Genomic DNA, 22,810 nt, shown 5'->3' on the forward strand with positions numbered 1-22,810 from the left:
GCCCTACATTTTCAAAGGAGACTTCACCGGCTGTCGCCGACTACCGTGAATGGAAATGATGCACCACCGTAGCCCGATTTTCCAAATCGGGCGGGCGATTTTCTAAATCGCCCTACATTTTCGAAGGAGGAAACTGATGAGCGCAACTGCATTGACGATGCGGCCAGAGCGTCGCAACTTGAGCCAGAGTAAGTGGATTTACAACCAAAAATGGGACTTGATTTTTATCAGCGCCAGTGTTTTGTTGGTTCCCTTGCCGTACCTGACATGGTTATTCATGCGGGATGTGCTGCACGTCGAGTCGGATTTTGGGCGGCAGGCGGTCAACCTGCTCATTGCGGCCATGATCGGCGGCCCCCACATGTACGCCACCTTTACCCGTACTGCCCTGGACGTCGATTTTCGCCAGCATTATCGCGGATTCCTGCGTTCCTCCATCGTGATCCCCCTCGTCGTGATTACGCTGGCACTGACCAACCTGACGCTTCTGCTGACGATTTTCTTCTTCTGGGCGTCTATTCACGTCTTGCACCAGATCATCTTTGTCGTGGAAGCGTATAACCAGAAGGCGGGAGCCGCCCCCGTGAAGACTTCCCTCTCGCCCCTTTCCCGCTTCATCGATTATGCGGTTGTTCTGACCAGTCTTTATCCTTTTGCCGCCTATCGCGTGGCCATCACGCAGGATTTCACCATTGGTCCCAGCAGGTTGAATGACGTCATTCCCGCCTTTTTGGAGCAGCCGTGGGTGGTTTGGGCGGCGGGGCTGGCGTTTGGCGTCAGCGCCCTGGCCTTTATCATCAAGACGATCCTGGAGTTCCGCGAGGGCACGGCGCATGTCCCGAAGATCGTCTTTATCACCCTGACGAGTATTGCTTCGTTCATTGTGCCCACGTTGGGCAACCTGGACACCGCGTTCCAGGGTATGAACGTGTGGCACTCGTTCCAATATCTGGCGCTGACGTGGTACATCAATCGCCTGCGTGAGGAGCGCGGGGAGCTGCGCAAATCGCCGCTGGTGGAACGAATTTCCGAGGATGGCAAGGCCAGGGTTTTTTATGGCTTTAATCTGGCGCTGACGGGCGGCGCGGTCGTCATTATCGGCATTGTCTTCTCCATCCTCTACTTCGTGATCGGCGGCAAGTGGGGTACGGCCTCTTTCGCCCTGGAAACGTCCTATTACATCGGCGTGCTGTCGTTCCTCTGGATTCACTACTACCACGACCACTTCTTGTTTACCAAAGCGGACGCTGTGCTCCCCTGAGGTTGATGGTTGTGAAAGGGCGACGCGCGGCGCGGGACGTGGCGGCGCGTCGCCCCAATCAGGTTTAGGGCGCGGGGGTTCCGGCTCCGGAGAGCAGGTCGAGTACGGCCTGGATGCTTTGCCATAGCTCCGCTGGCACGCCCTCCGTGCCGTCAATCGTGGTGATACTGTGGCTTTGCCCGTCCTGGTAGAGGGTGAGCGTGTAGGTGAAGCGGTCGCAGCAGGGGTCGGCGGGGAGGTAGGTGGCGTCCAGGTCGTTGAACCCGTAGCCGAGGAGTTGGTCGCGCAAGGCAAGGACGCGCGTGGGGGCAATTTGCTGGTTGGGGCTGCCGTTGAGCGTGATCAGGCCGTCGGCGTAGATGGCCCATTCGTCATTGAGGGCGACAATCCCGCCGCTTTGTTGGAAGCGCAGGATGGGGGTTCCGGTGGGGGTTTGGTTGATGACGGGGGTGGCGATGGAGGTGGAAATGCCGGCACATCCCGCCAGCATCCACCCTACGAAAATCAGAATCAAGGGAGGGAAGGTACGTATTCGTTGCATAGCGTCATCCTGTTCAGTTGATGGTTGATCGTTGGTCATTGTTCGTGGCGGCGCGTCCGAGGAGGCGCAAGAGCCGGTCGGGAAAATCCGTGATGAGGCCATCCACGCCCATCTCCATCAGGCGCGCCATGTCCGCCTCCTCGTTCACCGTCCAGACGTGAACGCCCACCCCGTGGCGGTGCGCGTCCGCCACGAAGCGGGGCGTGACCACCCGCGTTTTTCCGCTGTACTCAGGGAGCTGCACGGCGCGCGCCTGGCCACGATAGAGACCGCCCAGCCGCATTTTGCTCAGCAGAAAAAGGCGGCGCACCTCGTTCACGGAGCCAATCGTGACGACCTCCGGGCATTCGTGGCGAAATTCCGCGACCGTTTCGTTGTCGAAGGAGCCAACGCAAAGCTGGCGCGTCAGGCCAAAGTCGCGGATCATGCGCGCAAACGGCTTGACGATGGACGGCTGACGCTGCTTGATGTCTACGTTGATCCAGAAACCGGGAAACGTGGTGAACACCTCCTCCAGCGTTGGCACGGTCAATCCCTGGCCGCGAAACGGGTGCGTTTGGCCGCCGTCGTCCGTCCAGTTGTAGCCGGCGTCCAGTTGGCGCAGTTCCGCCAGGGTGAGCGCGTGAATGGGGCCGCGCCCGTTGGTGGTGCGCTCCAGCGTGTCGTCGTGAAAGACCACGAGAACGCCGTCGGCGGTGCTGTGGATATCCATTTCCAGGGCGTCCACACCCAGGGCGGCGGCGGCGGCGAAGGAGCGCATCGTGTTTTCGGGGAAGCGCCCGCGCCAGCCGCGATGGGCCATGACGACGACGCCGTCAGGTTGGGATAGGGGATTTTGTGGAAGTCGCTTCATAGTATAAGTCCTGGAACCGCTGCATGGCAACGGGGAGATCGTAGTGGGTTTGCGCCAACTGCCGCGCTCGGGCGCGTTGGTAGACGTAGTGCGCGGGGTCGGCCAGGAGGGCGACGATGTGCGCGGCGAGGGCGGCGGGTTCGTCGGTGGGCGGGGCGGCGGCGATTTCGGGAATGACGCCAACGGGTGTGCCCAATGCCGGCACGCCACACGCCATCGCCTCCAAAACGGCCATCCCTTGTGCCTCGTGTATCGAGGTTTGCACGTAGACGTGCGCCTGCCGGAAAACGGCTGGCATTTGCGTGAATCCGACCCTGTCCTGCCAGGAAATGCACGATCCCAGCCCCATTTCCGCCGCCTGCTGTTGCAGCCGCGCGCGCAGAGGACCGTCCCCCGCCAGCAGTAGGCGGGTGGTTGGTAGATGCCGCCGCACATCGGCCAGGACGGCCAGCAGCGCGGCCTGCCCTTTGACCGGCGTCAGCGACGCGGCCTGGACGAGCGTTGGCGGCAGCGGTGGGGGGGCGGTGGGTGGTTGGAAGTGGGCGCAGTCCATGCCCAGCGGGGCCAGGCGCAGGCGGTGCGCGTCGATGCCTTGCGCGGCGGCCAGGCCAAGCTGGTAGCGTGAGCCGGTGGTGACGAGGGTGGCGTGGCGCAGGGCGGTGCGCACAAGCCAGCGGCGAAAAAGGGAGCCTTGCGTGCCGTAGCCATGCGCGGGAAACCAGACCAGTTCACCCCCCGCGCAGGAGATGAGTGCCGGCATTTTCAACCACCGTCCCACCCATGCCGCCACAAACCCCGCCTCATCCGCCCAGAAAGCGTGCAGCACATCAAACGGTTGTCGTTGGTGCGCGCGCCGCACCGCCGCCGCCGCCCGCCCCATGATGCGCAGCGAGGCCGCGCCCCCCCGCTGCCCGCCGCCGATGGCCGTGTGCGCCAGCCCGCCAAAAGCATACGTCCCCGGCGGGGGATACCGCAGGCTAAAGACGTGGACCTCGTGCCGCCGTGCCAGCCGCGTGGCGTACACTTCCAGCGCAGGTATCGCCCAATGTCCCGCGTGGGCGCTGAATCCGGGTGTGATGAGGGCAATTCGCATAAATTACTTCTCAGATTGGTTCATTCTGGAAGAATGAACCAATCTCTAGTGTACAGCAGCCGACCGAATCATGGTACACTACCGCTCTTTCCCGTTTGATGAATGTGGGAGAGTGGAAGATTTAATTGTTGAACTGTTGAACGGGTGAATGGGTGAATGGGTGAATGGGTGGTTCATGTGGACGCCATTAACCGTTCAACGATTCTTCAATTCACGAATGAATTATTCCTCCCCTTTTATGAGGCAACTGTGCTGGCCCGTATTTGGCGCGCGTGGCTGCGGCTGCGCTTTCTTCTCTTTCAGCGACATCGATTTAACCGCCTGGTGCTGGAGCGGGTGGGCGATTATTCCCTGTTGATTTTGCCCGACGTATTCAATCCTACCCTGTTTTTGACGAGTGAATTCATGGTGGAGGCTTTTGACAGTTCGCTGATCCCGCCTGGCTCTTCCGTTTTGGACATGGGAACCGGGTCGGGGATTGGGGCCATCTTCGCCGCGCGATGGGCGGGGCGCGTGCTGGCGGTGGACGTCAACCCGGCGGCGGTGCGCTGCGCGCGCATCAATGTGCTGTTGAACGATCTGGAAGCGAAAATTGTGGTGCGGGAGGGGGATTTGTTCGCGGGATTGGCGGAACGGCGTTTCGCGGTGATTCTTTTTAACCCGCCCTATTTTCCCGGCGAACCGACCGGCGCGCTGGATCGCGCTTTTCATGCCACGGACGTGGCGGAGCGGTTTGCGGCGGGTTTGGGGGCGCACCTGGTTCCCGGTGGGTGGGCGCTGGTGCTGCTGTCTTCGCTGGGGGACGAGGCGGGCTTCCTGGCGGCTCTGGCGGCGCGGGGATGGGCGGCAAAGGGCGTGGCGCAGCGGCGACTGCCGTCAGAACGGATAACGCTCTATCGGGTGGCACGGGCATGATGGCGCGACGGTCTGTGTTGGTCGCGCTGCTGTGGTTGGCGGTGGTGGTGGCCGGGGTGGATTTTGTGCGGGAGCTTGTGCCGGCATTTTCCCGACCCTCCCACGGTTTTGTTGCCTACTACACCGCCTCCCGCCTCCTTGCCGCGGGCGCCGACCCCGCCCTCAACTACGACGTAGACTGGTTCATCGCGCAGATTGCCCGCTTCCAACCGGACGCGAGCGACGTCCACATCAACCCGCCGCCCACAAACGTGCTGTTGCTGCCACTCGTGGGCCTGGATTACGTCGGCGCGCGCCGTGTCTGGTCCACCCTTTCCTTGCTGACGATGCTGCTGGTCGTCGGGTGGTGGCTGTGGCGATGGAACTGGCGGGGGGCGTGGATGCCGGCATTTCTACTCCTTACGCTCCTCTTCCAACCCATCCGCGCCAATTTCCACCTCGGCCAGATATACGTCCTGCTGCTGGGGCTTTTCACCGCCGCCTGGGTCGCCTATCGCCAATGGCGCGCTGGCTGGTTGGGCGCGCTGCTGGCCGTGGCCGGCGTGATGAAACTGGCGGGCGCGTTCGTGTGGCTGCTGCTGCTGTGCCAGCGTCGCTGGCGGGCGCTGCTGGCCGGCGGAGTGGCTGCCGTGGTCTTGTTGCTGCTCACCTGGCCGGGCTGGCCTGCGTGGGAGGCGTTCCTCACGCTGCTGCGCGGCCTCAGCCAGCAGCCGGAGCGCGCCGTCACGGCCTACCAGACATGGCTCAGTTGGACGCGCCATCTGTTCACCGCTGATGCGCAGTGGAATCCCCTGCCCGTGGCGCGATTGCCGCAGTTGGGCAACGCGCTCTACCTGGCGGGCGCGGGTTTGCTGGTGGGGGTGACGGCGTGGTTTGCGTGGAAAATGCCGGCATCTCCGACGAAAGCGGCCAGAGAAATCACCGACCAGGACCTGCTCTTTGCCGCCGGCGTGATTCTGGGCCTGATTCTCAGCCCGCTGGCGCTCGATTACCATTATGCGTTGCTGTTATTGCCGGCATTCATCCTCTGCCAATGGGCGCGGCAGCAGTCCGATTGGCGCGTCTGGCTCCTCCTGCTGCTGGCCCTCATCCTCATCGCCGCCGACCTGCCTTACCGCTCGCCGCGACTGGCCGCCGGCTGGTGGGCGCTGCTGGCCTACCCCAAACTGGTCGGCGGGCTGCTGCTCTGGGCGCTCTGCTTGCAGCAATCAACGGAAAGCCGCCCACTACCACCTGTCAACGACCAACCACCAACTGCCAACCGTCAACGACCAACCACCAACCACCAAGCAACCGACCGGAAACAACTTCGCACTTTTCTACGGATGGTTACTGACCGGCTGCCCGCGCATTTCCGCTGATTTAATGGCGGACAGCCACCAACTTCCAACTATGACCCTGCTCACCCAATGGCGGACGAACAAAGTGCAACGCCGTTTCTGGACGGTGGTGAAGAACGCCTTCAACAGCCTGCTGCTGCCCATTTTTAACGTGGTCGTCTCTTTTCTGGTCATCCGGCGCGCGTCGGTGGACCTCTGGGGGGCGTTTGTGAACGTGATGATCGTGGTGCAGTTGGCGGCGCACGTCGTCGGTTGGGGGAACAAGGAGTATTTGCTGCGCGCTTTTAGCCAGTCGCCGGCGACCATTGGCCGCGCGTGGCTTTCCAGCCTGTGGACGCGCCTGACGCTGCTGGCGCTGTTGTCGGTGGCCGCGTGGTTTTGGGGCTTTGCTTCGGGGCGCACGCTGCTGATTATCGGCTGGGGGCTGGGGCAGGTGCTGGTGCAGTCCTACGATGTGCTGGTGCTGTACCGGCGGGATTTTTTGTACGCGGCGGCGCTGGAGTTGGTGGGATTGGCGGTGATGGCCGGCGTCGTTGTGTGGCAAGGACCGGCGACGACGCTGGACACGCTGTTGGCGTTGTTTTGCGGCGTGCATCTGGCGCAGGCGGCGGCGTTTGCCTGGCGTTTTCGCCGTGATACGTTTCTCGCGGGGGGCGGGCGGCTGGATTGGGGGTATTATCGGCTGGCGTTCCCGTTTTTTCTGTTGGGCCTGAGTGGGATGTTGCAGTCGCGGGCGGATTTGTATGCGGTGAATTTTTATTTGATGCCGGCAAAAGTCGGCCAATACCAGGTCTTCATCAACCTCATGCTCTACGCCCAATCCGTCAGCGCCTTCGTCCTGATGCCCTTTGTCAAAACCCTCTACCGCCTGCAAACGCGGGCCATCCTCAAAATCGCCGCCCGCCTCTTTGCCCTGGGGTTGCTCCTCGTGGGACCATTCTTGCTCATGGCGCACCTTGCCCTCGTCTACCTCTACCAATTCCAACTACCGCTCCTCATGCTCCTCCTCGGCGGCCTGTTCATCCTGCCCATCTACGCCTATTTGCCCGCCATCTACGCCCTGTACAAGAACAACCGCCAGACCGCCGTGGTGTCCGTCAACGTCCTCGGTATCGCCGCCAATTTTGGCCTCAACATGCTGTTGCTGCCGCGCGTGGGCATGGTGGGGGCCATTGCCGCCAGCGCCGCCGCGCAGTGGCTGATGCTGGTCGTGTATGGGGGATGGGTGAGGTATGAGGTGTGAGGTATGAGGTGTGAGGTATGAGGTATGAGGTATGAGGTATGAGGTATGAGGTATGAGGTGTGCGGATGGATTTTGATTATTTGAAGTATTTGGGGCGTTTGGGGGCGGCGGATATTCACCCGTTGGGGGCGGCGGGGACGGCGGCGTTGTTGTTGGCGGCGGCGGTGCGGCCGGGGATGCGCGTGCTGGAGATTGGTTGCGGCACGGGGCAAACGCTGTGGCGATTGCGACGGCGGGGCGCGCGGGCGGTGGGCGTGGAACTGTTGCCAGAGATGTTGGCGGCGGCGCGGGCGCGGTTGGCGCAGGAGGGCGGGGCAACGCCGGTTTCTCTGGTGCGTGGGCGTGGTCACTGTTTGCCCATGCCGGCAAATACCTTCGACCGCGCCCTCACGGAATCTGTACTGGGGTTCCAGGATGTTCAGGTAGCCACGGACATGCTGTCTGAGTTGTGGCGCGTGCTGCGTCCCGGCGGCCTCTACGTCGCTAACGAGGCTATCTGGAAGCCGGATGTGTCGCCGGAGCAAGCGGACGTGATCAATGCCCGTGCCCTGGCTCATTTTGGCCTGCGCCAGGCTTCCGACGCGCCCTGGTCGGTGCGCGAGTGGCGGCAGGCGATGGAACGGGCGGGCTTCGAGGTACTGTCGGCGGCTATTTTGCGGCCTGTGCCGGCATTTGCAGAGGATGCCCCCTCCGTTACCGTCCGTATTAACTGGCGGCATGGGGCATCGCCGCGTTTGCTCTGGCGGCGCTGGTACTACCGCCGCCGCCTGCGCCAACATCATGCCGATGGACAGGCGATTGAGAGCCGCCTGTTTGTGCTGCGTAAACCGGAGGGGCTTGTATGATGGGGGAATTGGCGAGCGGGATTTGTTGTCCGGAATGCCGGCAACGACTGGACCTCCAAACCTGGACCTGCACGCGAGGACATGCCTTCGCCGTCGCAGATGGCGTCGTCACCCTGTTTTCCACCCCGTTTGCCGCCCGCTATCTGCCTTTTCAACGGCAGTTCAGCCAGTACCGCGCCACCCGCGACCACAGCATCCGCCAACCCGCTGCTTATCCGCCACTGCCTTATGGACCCGCGACCCAGGGCGCATTCGAGTGGCGGCTGCGGCAATATGACCTGGCGCTGGTGCGCCGCCTCTTGTCACGCCGTTCCGGTCCACGCCGCATTCTGGAAATCGGCGCGTGGAACGGCTGGTTGACGCATTGGCTGGCGGCGGATGGGCACGCGGTCGCGGCGGTTGATTATTTCGCCGACGAGTGGGACGGACTGCGCGCCATGAAGCATTACAACCAGTCGTGGTTAGCGATGCAGATGGACCTGGAAGACCTGTCGATTTTGCCGGCAGACTATGACGTGGTCATTGTCAATCGCTGCCTCCAGTTCTATGTCGATCCCCTGCACGCCGTGGCCCAGGCCCGGGCGCGGCTGGTCCCTGGCGGGTTGCTCTTGCTCACCGGTCTCGCTTTCATGCGGGACACCGCCGCCGCCGCCGAACGCGCCGCCGCCTTTCGCGCCTATTTGCAGGCGGAAGGCGTGCAATACTTCAAGACCTTCAAAGGATACCTGGATTTTGCCGACCACGCCGCGCTGCGGGCCGCGGGCGTGCGCCTGCGCTGGCAGCGGGCGCTCCTCCCCGCCAACCTGAAATCCTGGCTCCGCCCCACCCGCCCGCGCTACTACTACGGCTTGTGGCGGCGGGGACCTGATTCGCAGTTATAAAAACCGGGTATTGTATCCCTCCTGCTCACCGACTCAGCCCTCAACGTCTTGAAAATCCTGCCAATCAATGCCCAACTGCCGCACCGCAGAACGAATCGTTCCCAACTTTAGGTCACGCCCACCCCAATTAGGAATTACCGTAGCTCTCTGCGATTTTGGATTAAACCTAAAATCTTTGCGACACCCGATTAGTCAAGTTTGTAAACCTCGCGGCGATGGCGGACAAAATGGACAGTGATACGGCTTTCAGCAGCGCTAAACGTATACAAGACCCGATAATCACCCGCGCGCAGCTTATAAACACCTTTCCATTGCCCGGTCAACGGTTCAGGCGTTAGCAAATCAAAGTTATCCGCCAACCAGCGAATTTTGCTAAATATTCGTTGCGCTGTTGGCTTACTCAATCGCTCCAGATCGTCCACTGCGTTTGCAGTGAACTCAACGTGATACACCTTACCAGTCCAACCCCAACCTGGCAGCAACGTCATCCGTCGCCATTGTCTTTTCCCCTAACATAACAGCTTCTATCGAGAGGCGTAAAGCTGTTTCAATGTCCTCGCGCAGTAACAATCCTTCATCCGGATCACGCAGCAATTCTGCCAAAGTTTGCGTGATTGTCTCCTGAATGAGTGTCCTTAATTCATCCACGCTCATATCTGCTACTCGCGTTACCATTGCATCATCTCCTTTGCTTTCTCGCAGGTAATGGTTATTGCTAACATAGCCTAATCAACTTGTTCTGGCTTTCCGGCTATTTTCCGAATAGTCTGCTATGAATTCCTCAAGTCTGGCGATCAAAATAGTTCGCTATTCCAGGTTTTGTCGCGCCGCTTTTGAAAAGTATATGGTGGTCATGGCGCAAACGCAAGCGGGGAGAGCTGATGCGCTGGCTTGTCCCCCCTGACGGCGACACCCCCACCTTCCTGAGGAATCTCTCCTGAAAAGCTGCCTGCCCCCTAGACATCCCCGCCTTCACTGCCTTCGCCTTTGCCGAACCATAACTACGTTCACCTTATTTACCTGCGGCTTTTTGCCAGCGGGCTTTGAATTCACTGGCGGAGTAGAAGTGGAAATTGGGCACATGTTTGGGCTTCATTGTGCCCTGAGCATAGAAAAAGGCGTATTCGACAAGTTTAGCCGTTGGATTCAGACCGTGCTGTTCAGCAAGATGGTAGATTTCGTTGACAATCTTTTGGTTTTCGGCGGTGACGTGGTAGGTTTGCACCTGTTCTTGATCCTCAAAACGCAGATAGACAAGCCACATAATGATCTCGCTTATTCTGTGAGATAATCTCTGCCTGTGAATTTTGGGGCAGAGTAAATACCCTTTTCTAGTTGGGAGTGGAGGCTTCCAGCCGGAACGGAACCGGCTAAAGCCTCGACTCCGGAACCGGCTAAAGCCTCGACTCCGGAACCGGCTAAAGCCTCGACTCCGGAACCGGCTAAAGCCTCGACTCCGGAGAGCCCGATTCCAACGGCCTGTTAGAAATCATCCCCTTCCAGATAATCCAGCACTGGATACCTCATCGCACAATCATCCAGCCATGCCTGCCCCTGGGTGCGCAGGTAATAACGATAACTGGAAAAGCGCCAATCCGCACTATTTTGTACATAACCATGTTTGACCGGGTTCTGGTGAATGTAGTTAAAGCGCGTCCAATACCCTTTGTCGTTACGGATACAGGTGTCCCAGTAATTGTGCCACACCTGCCGCCCCCTGACGTTGTCCCATCCATTGAGCGTCCATGCTGTACTACCGTGTAACTGGCCGAAGAAGCGACTTAAATCCTGACCGTGGGAGGTTTGCAGAAGCAGGTGATAATGATTATCCAGAATGACCCAGGCGCGCAGATTGATTTTGAACGTTTGGACAAGCTCTTTTAATTTATCGCGCAGAAGTGCTTTGGCGCGTTCCTCGCGTAGGAAGGGGGTGTGGTTGAGCGTGGCAGCCGTAATGATGTACCAGGTATCGTCCAGGTAGATATGGGGTGGGTGGTGACTCATGCGACCCCTATTCTATCCCTCTACCGGAGTGGAGGCTTTAGCCGGAACGGGCACGGGGAGACGACCGGCTGAAGCCTCGACTCCTGTTGTAGTATTCTGTCGGAGTGGAGGCTTTAGCCGGAACGGGCACGAGCGAGACGACCGGCTGAAGCCTCGACTCCAATTTTCGAGTTGTCGTAGCATTCTGCCGGAGTGGAGGCTTTAGCCGGAACGGCACGGGGAGACGACCGGCTGAAGCCTCGACTCCGGATTAGGCGGCGCGAGGGTGAAGGACACGGCGTACAGGCTTTAGCAGCGCGGGTGAGAAAACCGGCTGAAGCCTCGACTCCTGTTGTAGTATTCTGTCGGAGTGGAGGCTTTAGCCGGAACAGGCTTTAGCAGCGCGGGTGAGAAAACCGGCTGAAGCCTCCACTCCTGTTGTAGTATTCTGTCGGAGTGGAGGCTTTAGCCGGAACGGGCACGAGTGAGACGACCGGCTGAAGCCTCCACTCCGGATTTTAGATTTTGCTGGGGCGAAGCCCCAGACCCAAAATGGAAGCCAGAAATCCAGAAAAGAGGGGAGAAAGCTACTCCTGGGCGCACCGAAAGCCGATGTAGCCGTAGCGGGCGGCGGGCGGATAGCCGTTGCGGTAGGCAGCGCGGATGAAGTGGGCGGAGAGGTTCCACGCCCCTTCCCGAAGCACTTTCCCTGTACCTGTAACCGGTCCTGGTGGGTTACTGTAAGGCGAACTGCTGTAATAGTCGAAATCATACCAGTCGCTGACCCATTCTCCTACATTGCCAGCCATATCCAGTGCCCCATACGGGCTGGCTGCGTTCGGGTAGTTGCCTACCTGGCTGGTGTCGCCTACGCAAATATCGTGTGTTCCAGGATCAACGTCAAAGTTGGTGAGCGTACAATTCGGAGATTGATCCCCCCATGGAAAAGCTTGCACCGTTGTCCCCCGCGCCGCCTTCTCCCACTCTGCTTCGGTAGGCAGCCGCTTGTCGGCCCAGGCGCAGTAGTCAGCAGCATCATACCAGGAAACGTGAATCACCGGGTAGTCGGCATAAGCCGGGTTATCATAATAAGAGGGGCGGGTATATGAATGATTATACAATGGCGGTGCGCACGCCCCGGCGACTACACATTGGGCATACTGGGCGTTGGTCACTTCTGTCGTGTCTATGGAGTAAGCATCCAGGTAGACCGTGTGCAGGGGCAGTTCATCTTGCCAGCAGGAATAACCGCCGTTGTGGGCCGGGTCGCAGCCCATCTGGAACTCCCCTGCCGGCACGTATACCATTTCCCCAGGTAACGGCGGAGGATCCGCTTGCGCCAACAGAATTTCGTAGGCAATGACGACCTCTGTATGCTCGCCTAACGAGTGCCCCAAGACATCAACTTTTACGCCTACGGTGGCCTCTATTCCGCCATATAGCTCCCACCAGGGATTGGCGAAAATGTCTGCCTGTAATTTCAGGTAGGGAGTAACCCCAGCAAACGGCCCCGCTGCACCGTAAAGCAGGAGGGTCAAGGGAGGATCAATGTAACCCTTGAAGTCAGCGCCAATAGATAACTGGGGAGGATCAAACCCAAAGCTGTTATCCAGGTCAGCAATTGGATCCCAGTTGCCGTCCTCATAACGCAGCCCGGCGGACAGGTCAGCTTGTTGGGTGACACGGGTCACGATGCCTACACTCACGTTGCCATCAGCGCGAAGATAAACAGGCATTTCGATAACAAAAACGACCGGGACTGGTCCCACAAACACGACGACTGTTCCCAGATACAATCGCGCCAGTTCATATTGCATCTCTACACTCAGCAGATTAACTTCAATCTGGAACTCCAGTTCAGTCGTTTCCTGGGCGTTAAAGACAAACTCCAACTCCTGCAACTCCCAATCCTCAATGCGCCAATCGAAGCTAAAGTCAGGGGCTAACTCCAAACTGCCGTTCACTTTAAGCTGGTCGTAGGTGGTATTGAGGTTGCCATCCTCGTCATATAGCACAACATCATTAATCTCAAATAGGAAGCTGTCGTCAATCATCGTTTCAGACGGTTTTCGCAGCAGCACCCCTGGCCGTGCGCTCATGGATTCAATGTCCGCAGGCGTCAGCCGTTTGGCAAAATGAAACTCTCCCTGCTGGATGGCATCTTCTAGAGTAGCTGAGGCGGTAGTAACCACAACCTGACCATCGGTTTCCGTCACAGTAGACACCTGGCGTAAGAAGCCATAGGGTGCAATTTCACTGGCGTCGCCAACCATCACGTCGCCACTGTTGAGCGCCTGCAATTCTGGTGTCATTTGTCCAAAGGTAAAGATGTCGCCGTTCTCAGAGACGGACAGCAGATGTTGCGTTGTTTCGTCTGTTAACACCTCGGTTGTATCGGGGATGATCGGGGGCAAATTGGTCACAAACATTGGCAAGAAAAGAGTGTTTTCTATCGTGGGCGTATCTGGCGCTGCATTGCTGGGAGATGCGCTGCGGAAAAAGGAAAGGGTAAGCAGCAGCAAAGCCAGCAATAATAGCAGCATACTGTATAGGGGTTGGCGGTTTCATGTTGTCTCCTCCATTTATTGGGCACGTAAGCCAGGCTCGCCTCTTTGCCTCTTTGAGAAGCGCTCTGAAGCAGAGTATACCACGAACGAACAGGTAGAAAGGAACCAAAACCGGAACCGTGGGGAGAACCGGCTGAAGCCTCGACTCCAAAGGTTGCGTTTAATAATATCCTACCGGAGTGGAGGCTTTAGCCGGAACTCACACAGCGTAAAAGAACCGGCTGAAGCCTCGACTCCAAAGGTTGCGTTTAATATATCCTACCGGAGTGGAGGCTTTAGCCGGAATAGGGCAAAAACGCGGATAAAACAAGGATCTGCGCCATCCGCGAAATCCTGATTATTTTCATCCGTCGCGGCTTCGGCGTGGGCGGCTCTCGTCCCAACTTCTACATTGGTTGGGTATCTGGAATTTAATTTGACATCCGCACGGCGCCGCGGCCGGCTAACGTAAAGTCCTGGCTACGTTCTGGCGGTTCGCGTTATTATTACGGCTTGTGGCGGCGGGGGAGTTGTTTGGTGGTGATGAAAACCGGGTTCTGGGACACCGGAACCTGATTTTGTGGGTGTTTTTATGATGCAAGCGTTTTGGTCTTCTTCGCGTATACGTCAGTGGTGGCTGCCGGCATTCCTATTTGCCACGTTTGTAGGAGCGCAGGTGGTCACGTTGCATGGAAGCGGGTTTGATGGCCTGTATGGGCAGGATTCGTTTGCATACTATGATTATGCCGTGGGTCCGTTGTTGGCGGCGCTGCGTGGGGGAGGGGGGATGCCGGCATTTACCTGGCCCCCCGGCTACCCACTCATCCTGGCGCTCGTCTCCCTCCTTGTCGGCCAAACCCCGCTGGCCGGGCAACTCGTCAGCCTGACGGCGGGCGCGCTCGTGCCCGTGTTCACCTGGCTGCTGGCCGAAGAACTCTGGGGGCGCGACCATCCCGGTTCGGCTGTGCCCCTGGTGGCGGCGCTGCTGGCGGGGTGCATGGGGCAGTTGTGGCAGTCGAGCGCCGTCGTCATGGCGGATACGACCGCGCTGGCGGCGGCGACGATGGGCGCGTGGGCGCTGGCGCGGTTTGGGCGCACGCAGGGGCGCGGCTGGCTGTGGCTGGCGGCGGCGGGCATGGCCTTTGCCGTGCTGACGCGCTGGGCCTATGCGTTGGTGGCTTTGCCCATCACCGCCTACGCGCTGATGGTTTTGGTACAGATGGCGCGGGGGCGTGGTTGGCGCGAGGCGACGCTGGCTGCCGTGGTCGCTGCCGTAGTAGTGGGGTTGGTTTTGCAGCCACTTTGGTTGCCGCTGCGCCAGTTCTTGGCCGGGCAGCCGGGGCAAAATTATCTGGTAGACCTGGATGTGTACTCCTGGCGTCCGCTCAATGCGCTGCGCCACCAGTTTGTCACGGCGGATGGGCTGCTGCAATACCGGCTGCCCAACGGCCTCTACTATGCCTTGACGCCGCTGCATCGTTACTTTCTGACGCCGCTGTTAGCCGGCTTGCTGCTGCCCGGCCTGTGGGCGCTGTGGCGCGAGTGGCAGGGGGGGCGGATGTGGCTGCTGGCCGGCTGGTGGGGGGTGGTGTTGGTTTTCCACGCGGGCGCGCCCTGGCAGAATTTCCGCTTTGTGCTGGCGTTTATGCCACCGGCAGCGGTTGTGGCGGCGGTGGGGTGGTCCTGGGTGCGGGACTGGCTGCCGCGGCGCTGGCGCTGGCTGGCGGGGGTGTGGCTGGTGGTGGGGTTGCTGCTGATGGGGGTTGGGGGGGGGACGCTGACGCGCGGTTTTGTGGCGCGGAAGGCGGCTGATTTGCGGACAGTGGCGTGGGTGGCGGGGGAAATGCCGGCACAATCCCAACTCCTCGCCTTCCAACTCACCGCGACCTTGCAGCATTACACCCGCATCGACACCACCGAACTCTACTTCACCCCCCCATCCGCCTTGCCCGCCTGGCTGTCCTCCGCCCGCCCCGCCTATCTGCTCATCGACGTGGCGAACGTCGAAAGCCAATGGTCGGACATGACACCGGGGCAGACCTACCATTGGCTACGTGACCGCGGCGGGCTAATCCCTGTCGGCCAGCGGCAATCATATACGCTTTTTCGTGTAGTCAGTGATAGCACAGGGTGTAACGGGGGCGAGTTCCCCCGCCCTGAAGAATGAACCAATCAGAAGCCTGACGTTTCCGGGCGCTGGTAGGCAATGACTTTGTGCAGGGCGCGCAGTTCCAGGGGAAAGCGGTAGAAGCCGAGGTGGTAGCGCCAGGCGGAGACGGCGCGCAACACGCCCCGCCACGTCCGCGTCAGTCTGGTGTCGGTGGAGGTGGGGTAGTAGGCGTTGAGGACGCGCTCGAAGTCGTACAGCATTTCCTGTAGCGGCTGCTTTACCCAGGGCATGGTCTTGCTGCGCCGCTGCGAAAAAGCCACCCAGTCAGGACTAACCCACTCCAGCAGCGTCTCCGGGAAGGCGAAGCCATCGGCGCGCGCCTCGTCGTACAGATCGCCTGCTAGCGGTACGGGCGTGTACAGATACATGATGACTTCCGTCGCCGGATTGACCTTCTTCACCTGCCGGATAAAGGCTATCGTCTGCCGCGCATCCGCTTCCGGGTCGGGGGGGTTGCCCATCACGAAGGAAAACTCAGGCACGATGTTCCACTGTTTCATCAGGCGGGCCATTTCTAGCGTCTTGTCCGTACTCATCGTGCCCCCCTTGTCCATGCGTTTGAGCGTTTCGTTGGAGCCGGATTCCGCGCCCATGAAGACCATGTGCAGCCCGGCGTCCCGCATCAGTCGCCATGTCTCCGCGCTGTATTTTTGCATGGTGTCAATGCGCCCCTCTCCCCACCAGCGAATTTTCAGGCCGCGTTGCAGTAGTTCCTGGCTAAAATCCGCTACCCGTTTCTCTGAGGTAAAGAAGTTGTTGTCATAGAATTCAATGGCGTTTACGCCCCAGCGGTCATGATACATCTGCGCGATCTCGGCCACTGTTTGCGCGTCTTGCGGTAGCCAGCGTCCGTTGACCATGTTGACGACGGCGCAGAAGTTGCAGAAGAAGGGGCAGCCGTAGGAGGAGTGGTAGCCGAGGGTGCGGGAGCCGAGGAAGGTGTGGCGCACGTATGGTTCCACGGGGAGGCGGTCGAAGTTCCATGCCGGCATTACACGCGGATGCGGAATGGGCGCCAACGGGTTGCTGATCGGCTCGTTGTCCGTGCCGCGATAGGCGATGCCGGGGATGAGGGAGAGGGGGTGGGTGGATGCCGGCATTCCCCCATCCAGCGGCAGGAGCGTACTTTGCCCAACCAGCCAATCAACAAGCTGGCGAAAGGCGTGTTCCCCATGCCCTCGGACAACATAATCCACGAAATCCGACCGCAGACAGGCATCCCAGTGCTGCGTCGGGAAATAGCCGCCCCAGACGATGATCAAATGCGGGTGGCGCTGCTTCAGTTCGTGGCAAAGGGGGACAGCCTGCTGCAACTGCGGACCCGGCATGACGGTGCAGGCCAGGATCGGGCGTGGACCGGCCTGGCGAATGGCCGCGTCCAGGCAAGCCAGCGGGTCGTCTTCCAGGTTGCCATCAACAATGCGATAGTCATACTGCCCTTCCAACACCGCGCCCACGGCCAGGAGGGACATGGGCAGGATGGGCTTGCGATTGGCGGAGGATTGCGGATTGTAGAGAAGGATCATGAGGAATGGCTAATGGTTGAATTCGTGAATGGGTGAATGGTTAATCGGGATGATTCTCGGCGGGAAGCTGGCGCTGATTGTACACAACATGGTTCATAGGTGAAAATAAGGTATAGTTAGATTGGCAATATCAGTTTAATCGCAATCCTAAAAAAGAGCGGATATACTAACGATCATGAGACCTGAAGAGCTGCTGAGACTATTTAACGACCTTGAATCGGATCGCGTTGAGCGAAAAGAGTCGTGGAAAAGTTCAAAGGAGAGGATTCGCGAGGCCATCTGTGCCTTTGCAAATGACCTTCCTGATTATGGGCTTGCTGGTGTTGTATTTGTCGGTGTAAAAGATAATGGGCAGTGTAGTAATCTAACCGTTACAGATGAATTATTAACAACGATTGCTCAATGTAGAGATGATGGTACCATTGTTCCGTTCCCAACCATGGTCGTTCAGAAACATGTTCTCAATGGTTGTGAGGTTGTCGCCATTATAGTAGAACCCTCTCATTCCCCACCGGTGCGCAGACGTGGCAGGGTTTGGATAAGAGTTGGGCCGCGTCGTGCCATAGCAAGTCCAGATGATGAACGTATATTGAATGAGAAACGACGTTCAAAAGATCTCGCTTTTGATCTTAGGCCTGTGTACTCCGCATCCATGAATGACTTAGATATCGCGTTGTTTGAACGAATATATTTACCATCCGCCGTTGCCTTTGATGTATTGGAAGAAAATAATCGGCCGCTTGAACACCAATTAGTCTCCTTAAGAATGCTTGATTCCTTAGAAGCAAAAGTGCCGACAGTGGTTGGAATTTTGACGGTGGGCAAAACACCTCGCAACTTCATTTACGGGGCGTATGTTCAGTTTTTGCGCGTAAATGGAAATGAGCTGACCGATCCAATCATTGATCAGAAGGAAATTGATGATCCACTACCAGATATGTTGCGTTTGATAGACGATTTACTTGAGATTAATGTCTCAATTCGCTCAACTATTTTGGGAAACTCAGTCGAGGAAAAGCGAAGCGATTATCCTATCGAAGCACTGCGTCAGCTAATTCGGAATGCCATTCTGCATCGTAGTTACGAGGCAAATAATACACCGGTCAGAATCACGTGGTTTGATGATCGAATTGAGATATATAATCCCGGTGGACTGTTTGGGCAGGTCAATGAATCTAATTTGGGACGTGGTGCAACAGATTATCGTAACCCCCATATTGCGGAAGCGTTAAAGAATCTTGGATTCGTACAACGTTTTGGACTCGGAATACCAATTGCCCAAAAAGCACTCGCCAACAACGGCAACCCGCCTGTTGAATATCAGATTACACAAAATAGCGTACTGGCGATTGTACGAGAGAGATAGACTGTTATGGCACCAACAGTTACATTCTTTAATAATAAGGGCGGAGTGGGCAAGACCTCTCTAGTTTATCACTTAGCATGGAGTTATGCTGAACAAGGGAAACGAATCATCGCGGTTGATCTCGACCCACAATCTAATCTATCATCATTTTTTCTTACTGAAACAGAACTTGAAACATTATGGGAAGACACATCCAAGCCTAACACGATTTACCGTTGCATCCAACCTCTAATCAAGGGAACGGGTGATGTTTTAGAACCACACCTACAGGAAATAGAGCTAGAGGGACTTTCTGTTGCGTTACTAAGTGGCGATTTGTCACTATCCCAATTTGAAGACGATCTAGCGACAGCATGGCCCGAATCCGCGGATGGCAAAGAACGAGCATTTCGTGTTCTTTCTGCTTTCTGGCGAATTATTCAGCTTGCGATAAAGATTTATTCAGCAGATTTAGTTTTGATCGACATAGGGCCTAATCTTGGCTCAATCAATCGTGCTGTTATGATTTCAACTGATTATTTGGTCATCCCGCTTGCATCTGACCTCTTTTCTGTACAAGGTTTACGAAATCTAGGTCCTACCCTTGAGAAATGGCGTTCACAATGGCAACAACGTCGAGAATTACATACTTCGAGAGAATTTGAAGTACCGACGGGGAAAACGGAGCCTTTGGGTTATATTTCCATGTTACATGCAGAACGTATTAGCCGTCCAACTTTAGCCTATCAAAGGTGGTTATCTCGTATCCCCAGCGTCTATCAATCAGAAATTTTGCGAAAAAACGAAGTTGTTGATGTTCCTATTGAGCGTGATCCAAACAGAATTGGTACATTAAAACATTACCGAAGTTTAATACCCATGGCTCAAGAAGCTCGGAAACCGATCTTTTTCTTAAAACCGGCTGATGGAGTCGTTGGTGGACATTATTATTCTGTACAAGACGCACATCAAGATTTTCAGGGTTTAGCCAAGAACATTCTCTCTCGAATTCCAGTTGCTTCGGTGTCTGGAAATTAATACACGCAATCGAACAAAGCTCGCGTGCATGCACCAGGGAAGTTGGGCGAGTCTGACGAGAGCCACCTGGAGAGAGTGACACGTTTTGCCCAAGTAAACAAAACCTCAAGCGGCCCCAAACGCAAGGTAAACCGGCCGCAATAGGTGTTTAGACGCTTGTTTTAAGTCGCAGGAAGCCGACGCCGATTGTACATAACATGGTTTGGAGGCGAAAATAAGGTATAGTTCTACCAGGAGTGAACTGGAATTGCTGGAGAAACAAGGATGCAAGCAATCATACAAAGCATTAACTTGATTTCTATTGATCCCAATATCCGCGGTGGACGGCCATGTATTGCCGGCACTTCCATAGAAGTGTCCGTCATCGTCATCGCCAAAATCGTCCAGGGTTTGGAGCCAGATGAGATTGCGGCTGATTATGGCCTCTCTCTCTCTCAGATCTACGCGGCATTGGCCTATTACTACGATAACAAACTGGCTATTGATGCCTCGATTAACGAACGGCGTCAGTTGGCCCAGGAAATGAAGCAGGCACGGGTTGGAAGCCGCCATTCGTCTCTATTTTGATGAGAATATAAGCCCGAAAGTTGCGGAACAGCTCAAACTACGTGGCATTGATGCTGTTTCTGTTCGTGAGCTAGGGCAGTTGGGCGAGTCTGACGAAAGCCATCTGGAGAGAGCGACACGCCTTGGCCGCGTTTTGGTCACATCTGACATGGATTTCCTGCGCTTTGCGGCAAGCGGCATCGCGCACGCTGGAATCGTATTTGGCGTTCAGGAAGACAACTCGATGGGGGATTGGGTGAAAAAGCTGGAACTGATTTGCTTTGTATACTCTCCTGCCGAGCTTGAAAACCACGTTGAATACCTCTGACCAGCAAGCAATCCGCCCCAATAAGTGCCGGCTCCAACTAATGTTGGTTTCCGGTCTCATTGCCGGGTCGTCGTTCGAGGACGACGATGTAGTGGTCGCCGGCGGGGGCGGTGAGGCGGGCGGTGGCGCGTTCCAGCCGATTCAGGCGGGCGAAAAGGTCGGGTTGGCGCGTTACCAGGTGTCCCAGGTAGCTGGGGGGCAGCCAGAGGCCGAGGCTGTGCCGTTCCACGACGCGGAACCAGGGGCGGAAATGGCTTTGCAGAGTGCGCAACGATGGATACCAGATGGGGATTTTGCTGGGGCCGATGCGGGCCGTGGCCGGGCCGCGCAGCCGCCGCAGGGCTGCGCGGAACTGGCCGTGCGCTGCGTACCAGGCGATTTCCCAGGGGCAGCAGGGACCCATGGGCACAAGGATGACACGCCCACCGGGACGAATAAGCTGGCCGATGGCGGCGGCCAGGGAGGGCCACCGGTCCGTGGTGTTCAGGCCGCCGAAGTTGCTGAGAAGGCCGTCGTAGGGGCCGGGTGGCAGATTGTTTTGGCGCGATAGGTCTTGCCAGGAGAGGGGGCGCACGTCTATCTGATCGGATAAGTTGGCCTGCCGCGCTTTGGCGATGGTTTGGGCGCACATGGCGGGGGAGGCGTCCGTGGCCGTGACGCGCAGGCCGTGGCGCGCCAACCATACGGCGTCCTCACCCGTGCCGCAGGCGAGTTCGAGGATGTGCTGGCCGGGTTGGAAGTGCCGGGCCAGCAGTTGCCACACACGCGCGCGCAGCATTTTTCCCAGGTGGGTATGGGTGAAGTCGGCGTCGTATGTGCCGGCAAAAGCGTCAAACGCCGCCGCCACCGAAGAAACACGCTCCTGGTCCCCCATCACCACGCATCCGTCGCCCGCTGCTCCGCCGCCCAACCGCGCCCGCTGGCCGGCTCGCCATCTTGCCCTTCCCGCTCCCGTTGCGTCAACCACATGCCCAACCGCCCCCGCCGCGCATTGAGAAACAGCTTCGCCAGACGCAGCACATTCCGCTCGCCCGCCAGCCGTGCCTTGTGCAATTGCACCTCATTCACCATCCAGCGCGTGGCGTGGTCATAGAAACGGGATGAATACCGCCCCAAGACGCGCAAATCGCGGTCGGTGCGCGCCTCCCACGCCAGGTCCGTGTCAATCCGATCCTGCACCGTCTCATAGTAAGCCGTGCCCTTGATTGGATAAGCCACCGTCGTCAGGAAAACGTCGGGATTGGCCGCCTTCAGATGCGCCGTCGTCGCTTCAATGTCCGCAACCGTTTCGCCATCGTACCCCAGCATGATAAACATGCCGACCTCAATGCCCCGTGCTTGCAGCATGTGTGTCTTTTGCTGCACATCCGCAACATCCGCTTTGCGCTTCATGCCGTCCAGAATGCGCTGCGAGCCGCTCTCCGAACCAATCCAGAGGCGATAGCAGCCCATTTCCGCCAGGGCGTTGACCATATCCTCGTTCAGGCGGTCCGCGCGGCTGATGCACTCAAATGGCAGGCGCAGGCCCCGCTTCTTCAGCTCCGCGTGATAGGCGAGAAACCAGCGCGGGTTGATGGTCAGTACGTCATCAGCATACCAGAGTAGGTCGGGATTGTACTGCGCCTTGATCCAGGCCACCTCGTCCGCCACATCGGTGACGGAGCGGCGGCGATGGGTATGGCCGAAGACGGTGTGGCTGCACCAGGTGCAGGTGTATGGGCAGCCGCGCGCGGTGATGAGGGAGACAGAGCTTTGCCCGTGGTGTGTCTGCCACGTATCCAGGTACAGCCGCATGTCGATGGCATCCCGATCCGGCCACGGCTGCGCGGACAGGTCTTTGATCTGCGGGCGCGGCGGCGTAAACCGTACCTGGTCGGCGTCGTCCAGGAAGGCGATGCCGTCGATTTGCGCCAATTGCGCCAGACCGTGGCGCGCCAGATGCGGGATTAACTCCTCCAGCGTCAGTTCCCCTTCGCCGCTGACGACGAGGTCCGCGCCGTGCCGCAAATAGGCGTCGGCATAGGAGACGGGTTCCGGGCCGCCGAGGATGACGGTGGCGCCCGCTTGTTTGCAGAGGGCGATCATGCGCAGCACGTTGTGCTTGGTCATCAGGTTGCAGTAGATGCCCACGAGCGCGGGGCGGCGCCGGCGCACCATTTCAGCGAAATCGCTCAGGGAGTGGAAGGTGCTGTCGTAAACCTCAACGGCGAAGCCGCGCGATTTCAAGTGGGAGGAGACGTACAGCAGCCCCAGCGGTGGGTAGGGCTTCATGATTTTCTGTTCGTGCGCGTCTTCGGCGATGAAGTAACCGTGCGTTAGGAGGATGTCCATGGGTTTGGTCGGTGTAAAAAACCGG

General features: G+C 58.2%; 22 protein-coding genes. 11 read left to right on the forward strand and 11 right to left on the reverse strand.

Features of this window, described 5'->3' with window-relative positions:
* Nucleotides 1-136 precede the first annotated feature (136 nt).
* Nucleotides 137-1,261 carry a hypothetical protein gene (locus H6650_08785; GenBank protein ID MCB8952092.1) on the forward strand — a complete coding sequence of 375 codons (1,125 nt, stop codon included), beginning with the start codon at nucleotides 137-139 and terminating at the stop codon, nucleotides 1,259-1,261.
* Nucleotides 1,262-1,325: 64 nt separating this feature from the next.
* On the opposite strand, the gene H6650_08790 is transcribed toward H6650_08785, so the two are convergent.
* From H6650_08790 to H6650_08800, 3 genes are read right to left on the reverse strand one after another with little or no spacing between them, the layout of a single operon-like run.
* Nucleotides 1,326-1,802, reverse strand: a complete 477-nt coding sequence (locus H6650_08790; protein MCB8952093.1) for a hypothetical protein — start codon at nucleotides 1,800-1,802, stop codon at nucleotides 1,326-1,328.
* A 13-nt stretch (nucleotides 1,803-1,815) separates the two neighbouring features.
* A complete protein-coding gene (locus H6650_08795) occupies nucleotides 1,816-2,655 on the reverse strand; it encodes a glycerophosphodiester phosphodiesterase (GenBank protein MCB8952094.1) in 840 nt (279 codons plus the stop codon).
* Nucleotides 2,618-3,748 (reverse strand): glycosyltransferase family 4 protein, encoded by a 1,131-nt coding sequence (locus H6650_08800; GenBank protein MCB8952095.1) that lies wholly within the window; start codon nucleotides 3,746-3,748, stop codon nucleotides 2,618-2,620. Before H6650_08800 ends, H6650_08795 begins: the two co-directional genes overlap by 38 nt.
* A 249-nt stretch (nucleotides 3,749-3,997) precedes the next feature.
* Here H6650_08800 and H6650_08805 point away from each other — a divergent pair, with 249 nt between their 5' ends.
* From H6650_08805 to H6650_08825, 5 genes are all read left to right on the forward strand, one after another.
* The gene (locus tag H6650_08805; GenBank protein MCB8952096.1) at nucleotides 3,998-4,663 is read left to right on the forward strand and encodes a methyltransferase; all 666 of its coding nucleotides are present in this window, start codon (nucleotides 3,998-4,000) and stop codon (nucleotides 4,661-4,663) included.
* Nucleotides 4,660-6,024 carry a DUF2029 domain-containing protein gene (locus H6650_08810; protein ID MCB8952097.1) on the forward strand — a complete coding sequence of 455 codons (1,365 nt, stop codon included), beginning with the start codon at nucleotides 4,660-4,662 and terminating at the stop codon, nucleotides 6,022-6,024. Before H6650_08805 ends, H6650_08810 begins: the two co-directional genes overlap by 4 nt.
* A gap of 31 nt (nucleotides 6,025-6,055) precedes the next feature.
* Nucleotides 6,056-7,246, forward strand: coding sequence for a hypothetical protein (locus tag H6650_08815; GenBank protein MCB8952098.1), 1,191 nt, complete (start codon nucleotides 6,056-6,058; stop codon nucleotides 7,244-7,246).
* Nucleotides 7,247-7,311: 65 nt separating this feature from the next.
* The gene (locus tag H6650_08820) at nucleotides 7,312-8,091 is read left to right on the forward strand and encodes a methyltransferase domain-containing protein (protein MCB8952099.1); all 780 of its coding nucleotides are present in this window, start codon (nucleotides 7,312-7,314) and stop codon (nucleotides 8,089-8,091) included.
* On the forward strand, nucleotides 8,088-8,972 hold the full coding sequence (locus H6650_08825) for a methyltransferase domain-containing protein (protein ID MCB8952100.1): 885 nt from the start codon (nucleotides 8,088-8,090) through the stop codon (nucleotides 8,970-8,972). Before H6650_08820 ends, H6650_08825 begins: the two co-directional genes overlap by 4 nt.
* Before the next feature lie 188 nt (nucleotides 8,973-9,160).
* On the opposite strand, the gene H6650_08830 is transcribed toward H6650_08825, so the two are convergent.
* The 5 genes from H6650_08830 to H6650_08850 all read right to left on the reverse strand — a co-directional run bounded on the left by H6650_08830 (nucleotide 9,161) and on the right by H6650_08850 (nucleotide 13,498).
* Nucleotides 9,161-9,460, reverse strand: coding sequence for a type II toxin-antitoxin system RelE/ParE family toxin (locus tag H6650_08830; GenBank protein ID MCB8952101.1), 300 nt, complete (start codon nucleotides 9,458-9,460; stop codon nucleotides 9,161-9,163).
* The gene (locus H6650_08835; protein MCB8952102.1) at nucleotides 9,426-9,647 is read right to left on the reverse strand and encodes a hypothetical protein; all 222 of its coding nucleotides are present in this window, start codon (nucleotides 9,645-9,647) and stop codon (nucleotides 9,426-9,428) included. The genes H6650_08830 and H6650_08835 overlap by 35 nt, the downstream gene beginning before the upstream one ends.
* 337 nt (nucleotides 9,648-9,984) lie before the next feature.
* Nucleotides 9,985-10,236: a hypothetical protein gene (locus H6650_08840; GenBank protein ID MCB8952103.1), complete on the reverse strand. Its 252-nt coding sequence runs from the start codon at nucleotides 10,234-10,236 to the stop codon at nucleotides 9,985-9,987.
* A gap of 218 nt (nucleotides 10,237-10,454) precedes the next feature.
* The gene (locus tag H6650_08845) at nucleotides 10,455-10,976 is read right to left on the reverse strand and encodes a transposase (GenBank protein MCB8952104.1); all 522 of its coding nucleotides are present in this window, start codon (nucleotides 10,974-10,976) and stop codon (nucleotides 10,455-10,457) included.
* Between the two features lie 566 nt (nucleotides 10,977-11,542).
* Entirely contained in the window at nucleotides 11,543-13,498 is a 1,956-nt protein-coding gene (locus H6650_08850; protein ID MCB8952105.1) for a formylglycine-generating enzyme family protein, read from the reverse strand.
* A 595-nt stretch (nucleotides 13,499-14,093) separates the two neighbouring features.
* Here H6650_08850 and H6650_08855 point away from each other — a divergent pair.
* Complete coding sequence (locus H6650_08855) at nucleotides 14,094-15,668, forward strand: glycosyltransferase family 39 protein (GenBank protein ID MCB8952106.1); 1,575 nt, start codon at nucleotides 14,094-14,096, stop codon at nucleotides 15,666-15,668.
* Between the two features lie 5 nt (nucleotides 15,669-15,673).
* Here the strand turns inward: H6650_08855 and H6650_08860 are convergent, their stop codons facing one another.
* Complete coding sequence (locus tag H6650_08860) at nucleotides 15,674-17,197, reverse strand: cobalamin B12-binding domain-containing protein (GenBank protein MCB8952107.1); 1,524 nt, start codon at nucleotides 17,195-17,197, stop codon at nucleotides 15,674-15,676.
* A gap of 175 nt (nucleotides 17,198-17,372) precedes the next feature.
* Here H6650_08860 and H6650_08865 point away from each other — a divergent pair, with 175 nt between their 5' ends.
* From H6650_08865 to H6650_08880, 4 genes are all read left to right on the forward strand, one after another.
* Nucleotides 17,373-18,563, forward strand: coding sequence for a putative DNA binding domain-containing protein (locus tag H6650_08865; GenBank protein ID MCB8952108.1), 1,191 nt, complete (start codon nucleotides 17,373-17,375; stop codon nucleotides 18,561-18,563).
* A 6-nt stretch (nucleotides 18,564-18,569) separates the two neighbouring features.
* Nucleotides 18,570-19,580 carry a ParA family protein gene (locus H6650_08870; protein MCB8952109.1) on the forward strand — a complete coding sequence of 337 codons (1,011 nt, stop codon included), beginning with the start codon at nucleotides 18,570-18,572 and terminating at the stop codon, nucleotides 19,578-19,580.
* A gap of 264 nt (nucleotides 19,581-19,844) precedes the next feature.
* Nucleotides 19,845-20,147, forward strand: a complete 303-nt coding sequence (locus H6650_08875; protein ID MCB8952110.1) for a DUF433 domain-containing protein — start codon at nucleotides 19,845-19,847, stop codon at nucleotides 20,145-20,147.
* Nucleotides 20,119-20,454 carry a DUF5615 family PIN-like protein gene (locus tag H6650_08880; GenBank protein ID MCB8952111.1) on the forward strand — a complete coding sequence of 112 codons (336 nt, stop codon included), beginning with the start codon at nucleotides 20,119-20,121 and terminating at the stop codon, nucleotides 20,452-20,454. The genes H6650_08875 and H6650_08880 overlap by 29 nt, the downstream gene beginning before the upstream one ends.
* A gap of 37 nt (nucleotides 20,455-20,491) precedes the next feature.
* Here H6650_08880 and H6650_08885 read toward each other — a convergent pair whose 3' ends face one another.
* Together H6650_08885 and H6650_08890 are read right to left on the reverse strand one after the other, a co-directional pair.
* Entirely contained in the window at nucleotides 20,492-21,328 is an 837-nt protein-coding gene (locus H6650_08885; GenBank protein MCB8952112.1) for a methyltransferase domain-containing protein, read from the reverse strand.
* Entirely contained in the window at nucleotides 21,328-22,785 is a 1,458-nt protein-coding gene (locus H6650_08890) for a B12-binding domain-containing radical SAM protein (protein ID MCB8952113.1), read from the reverse strand. Before H6650_08890 ends, H6650_08885 begins: the two co-directional genes overlap by 1 nt.
* Between the last annotated feature and the right edge of the window lie 25 nt (nucleotides 22,786-22,810).

The sequence above is a fragment of the Ardenticatenales bacterium genome, assembly GCA_020634515.1.
Classification (GTDB): domain Bacteria; phylum Chloroflexota; class Anaerolineae; order Promineifilales; family Promineifilaceae; genus JAGVTM01.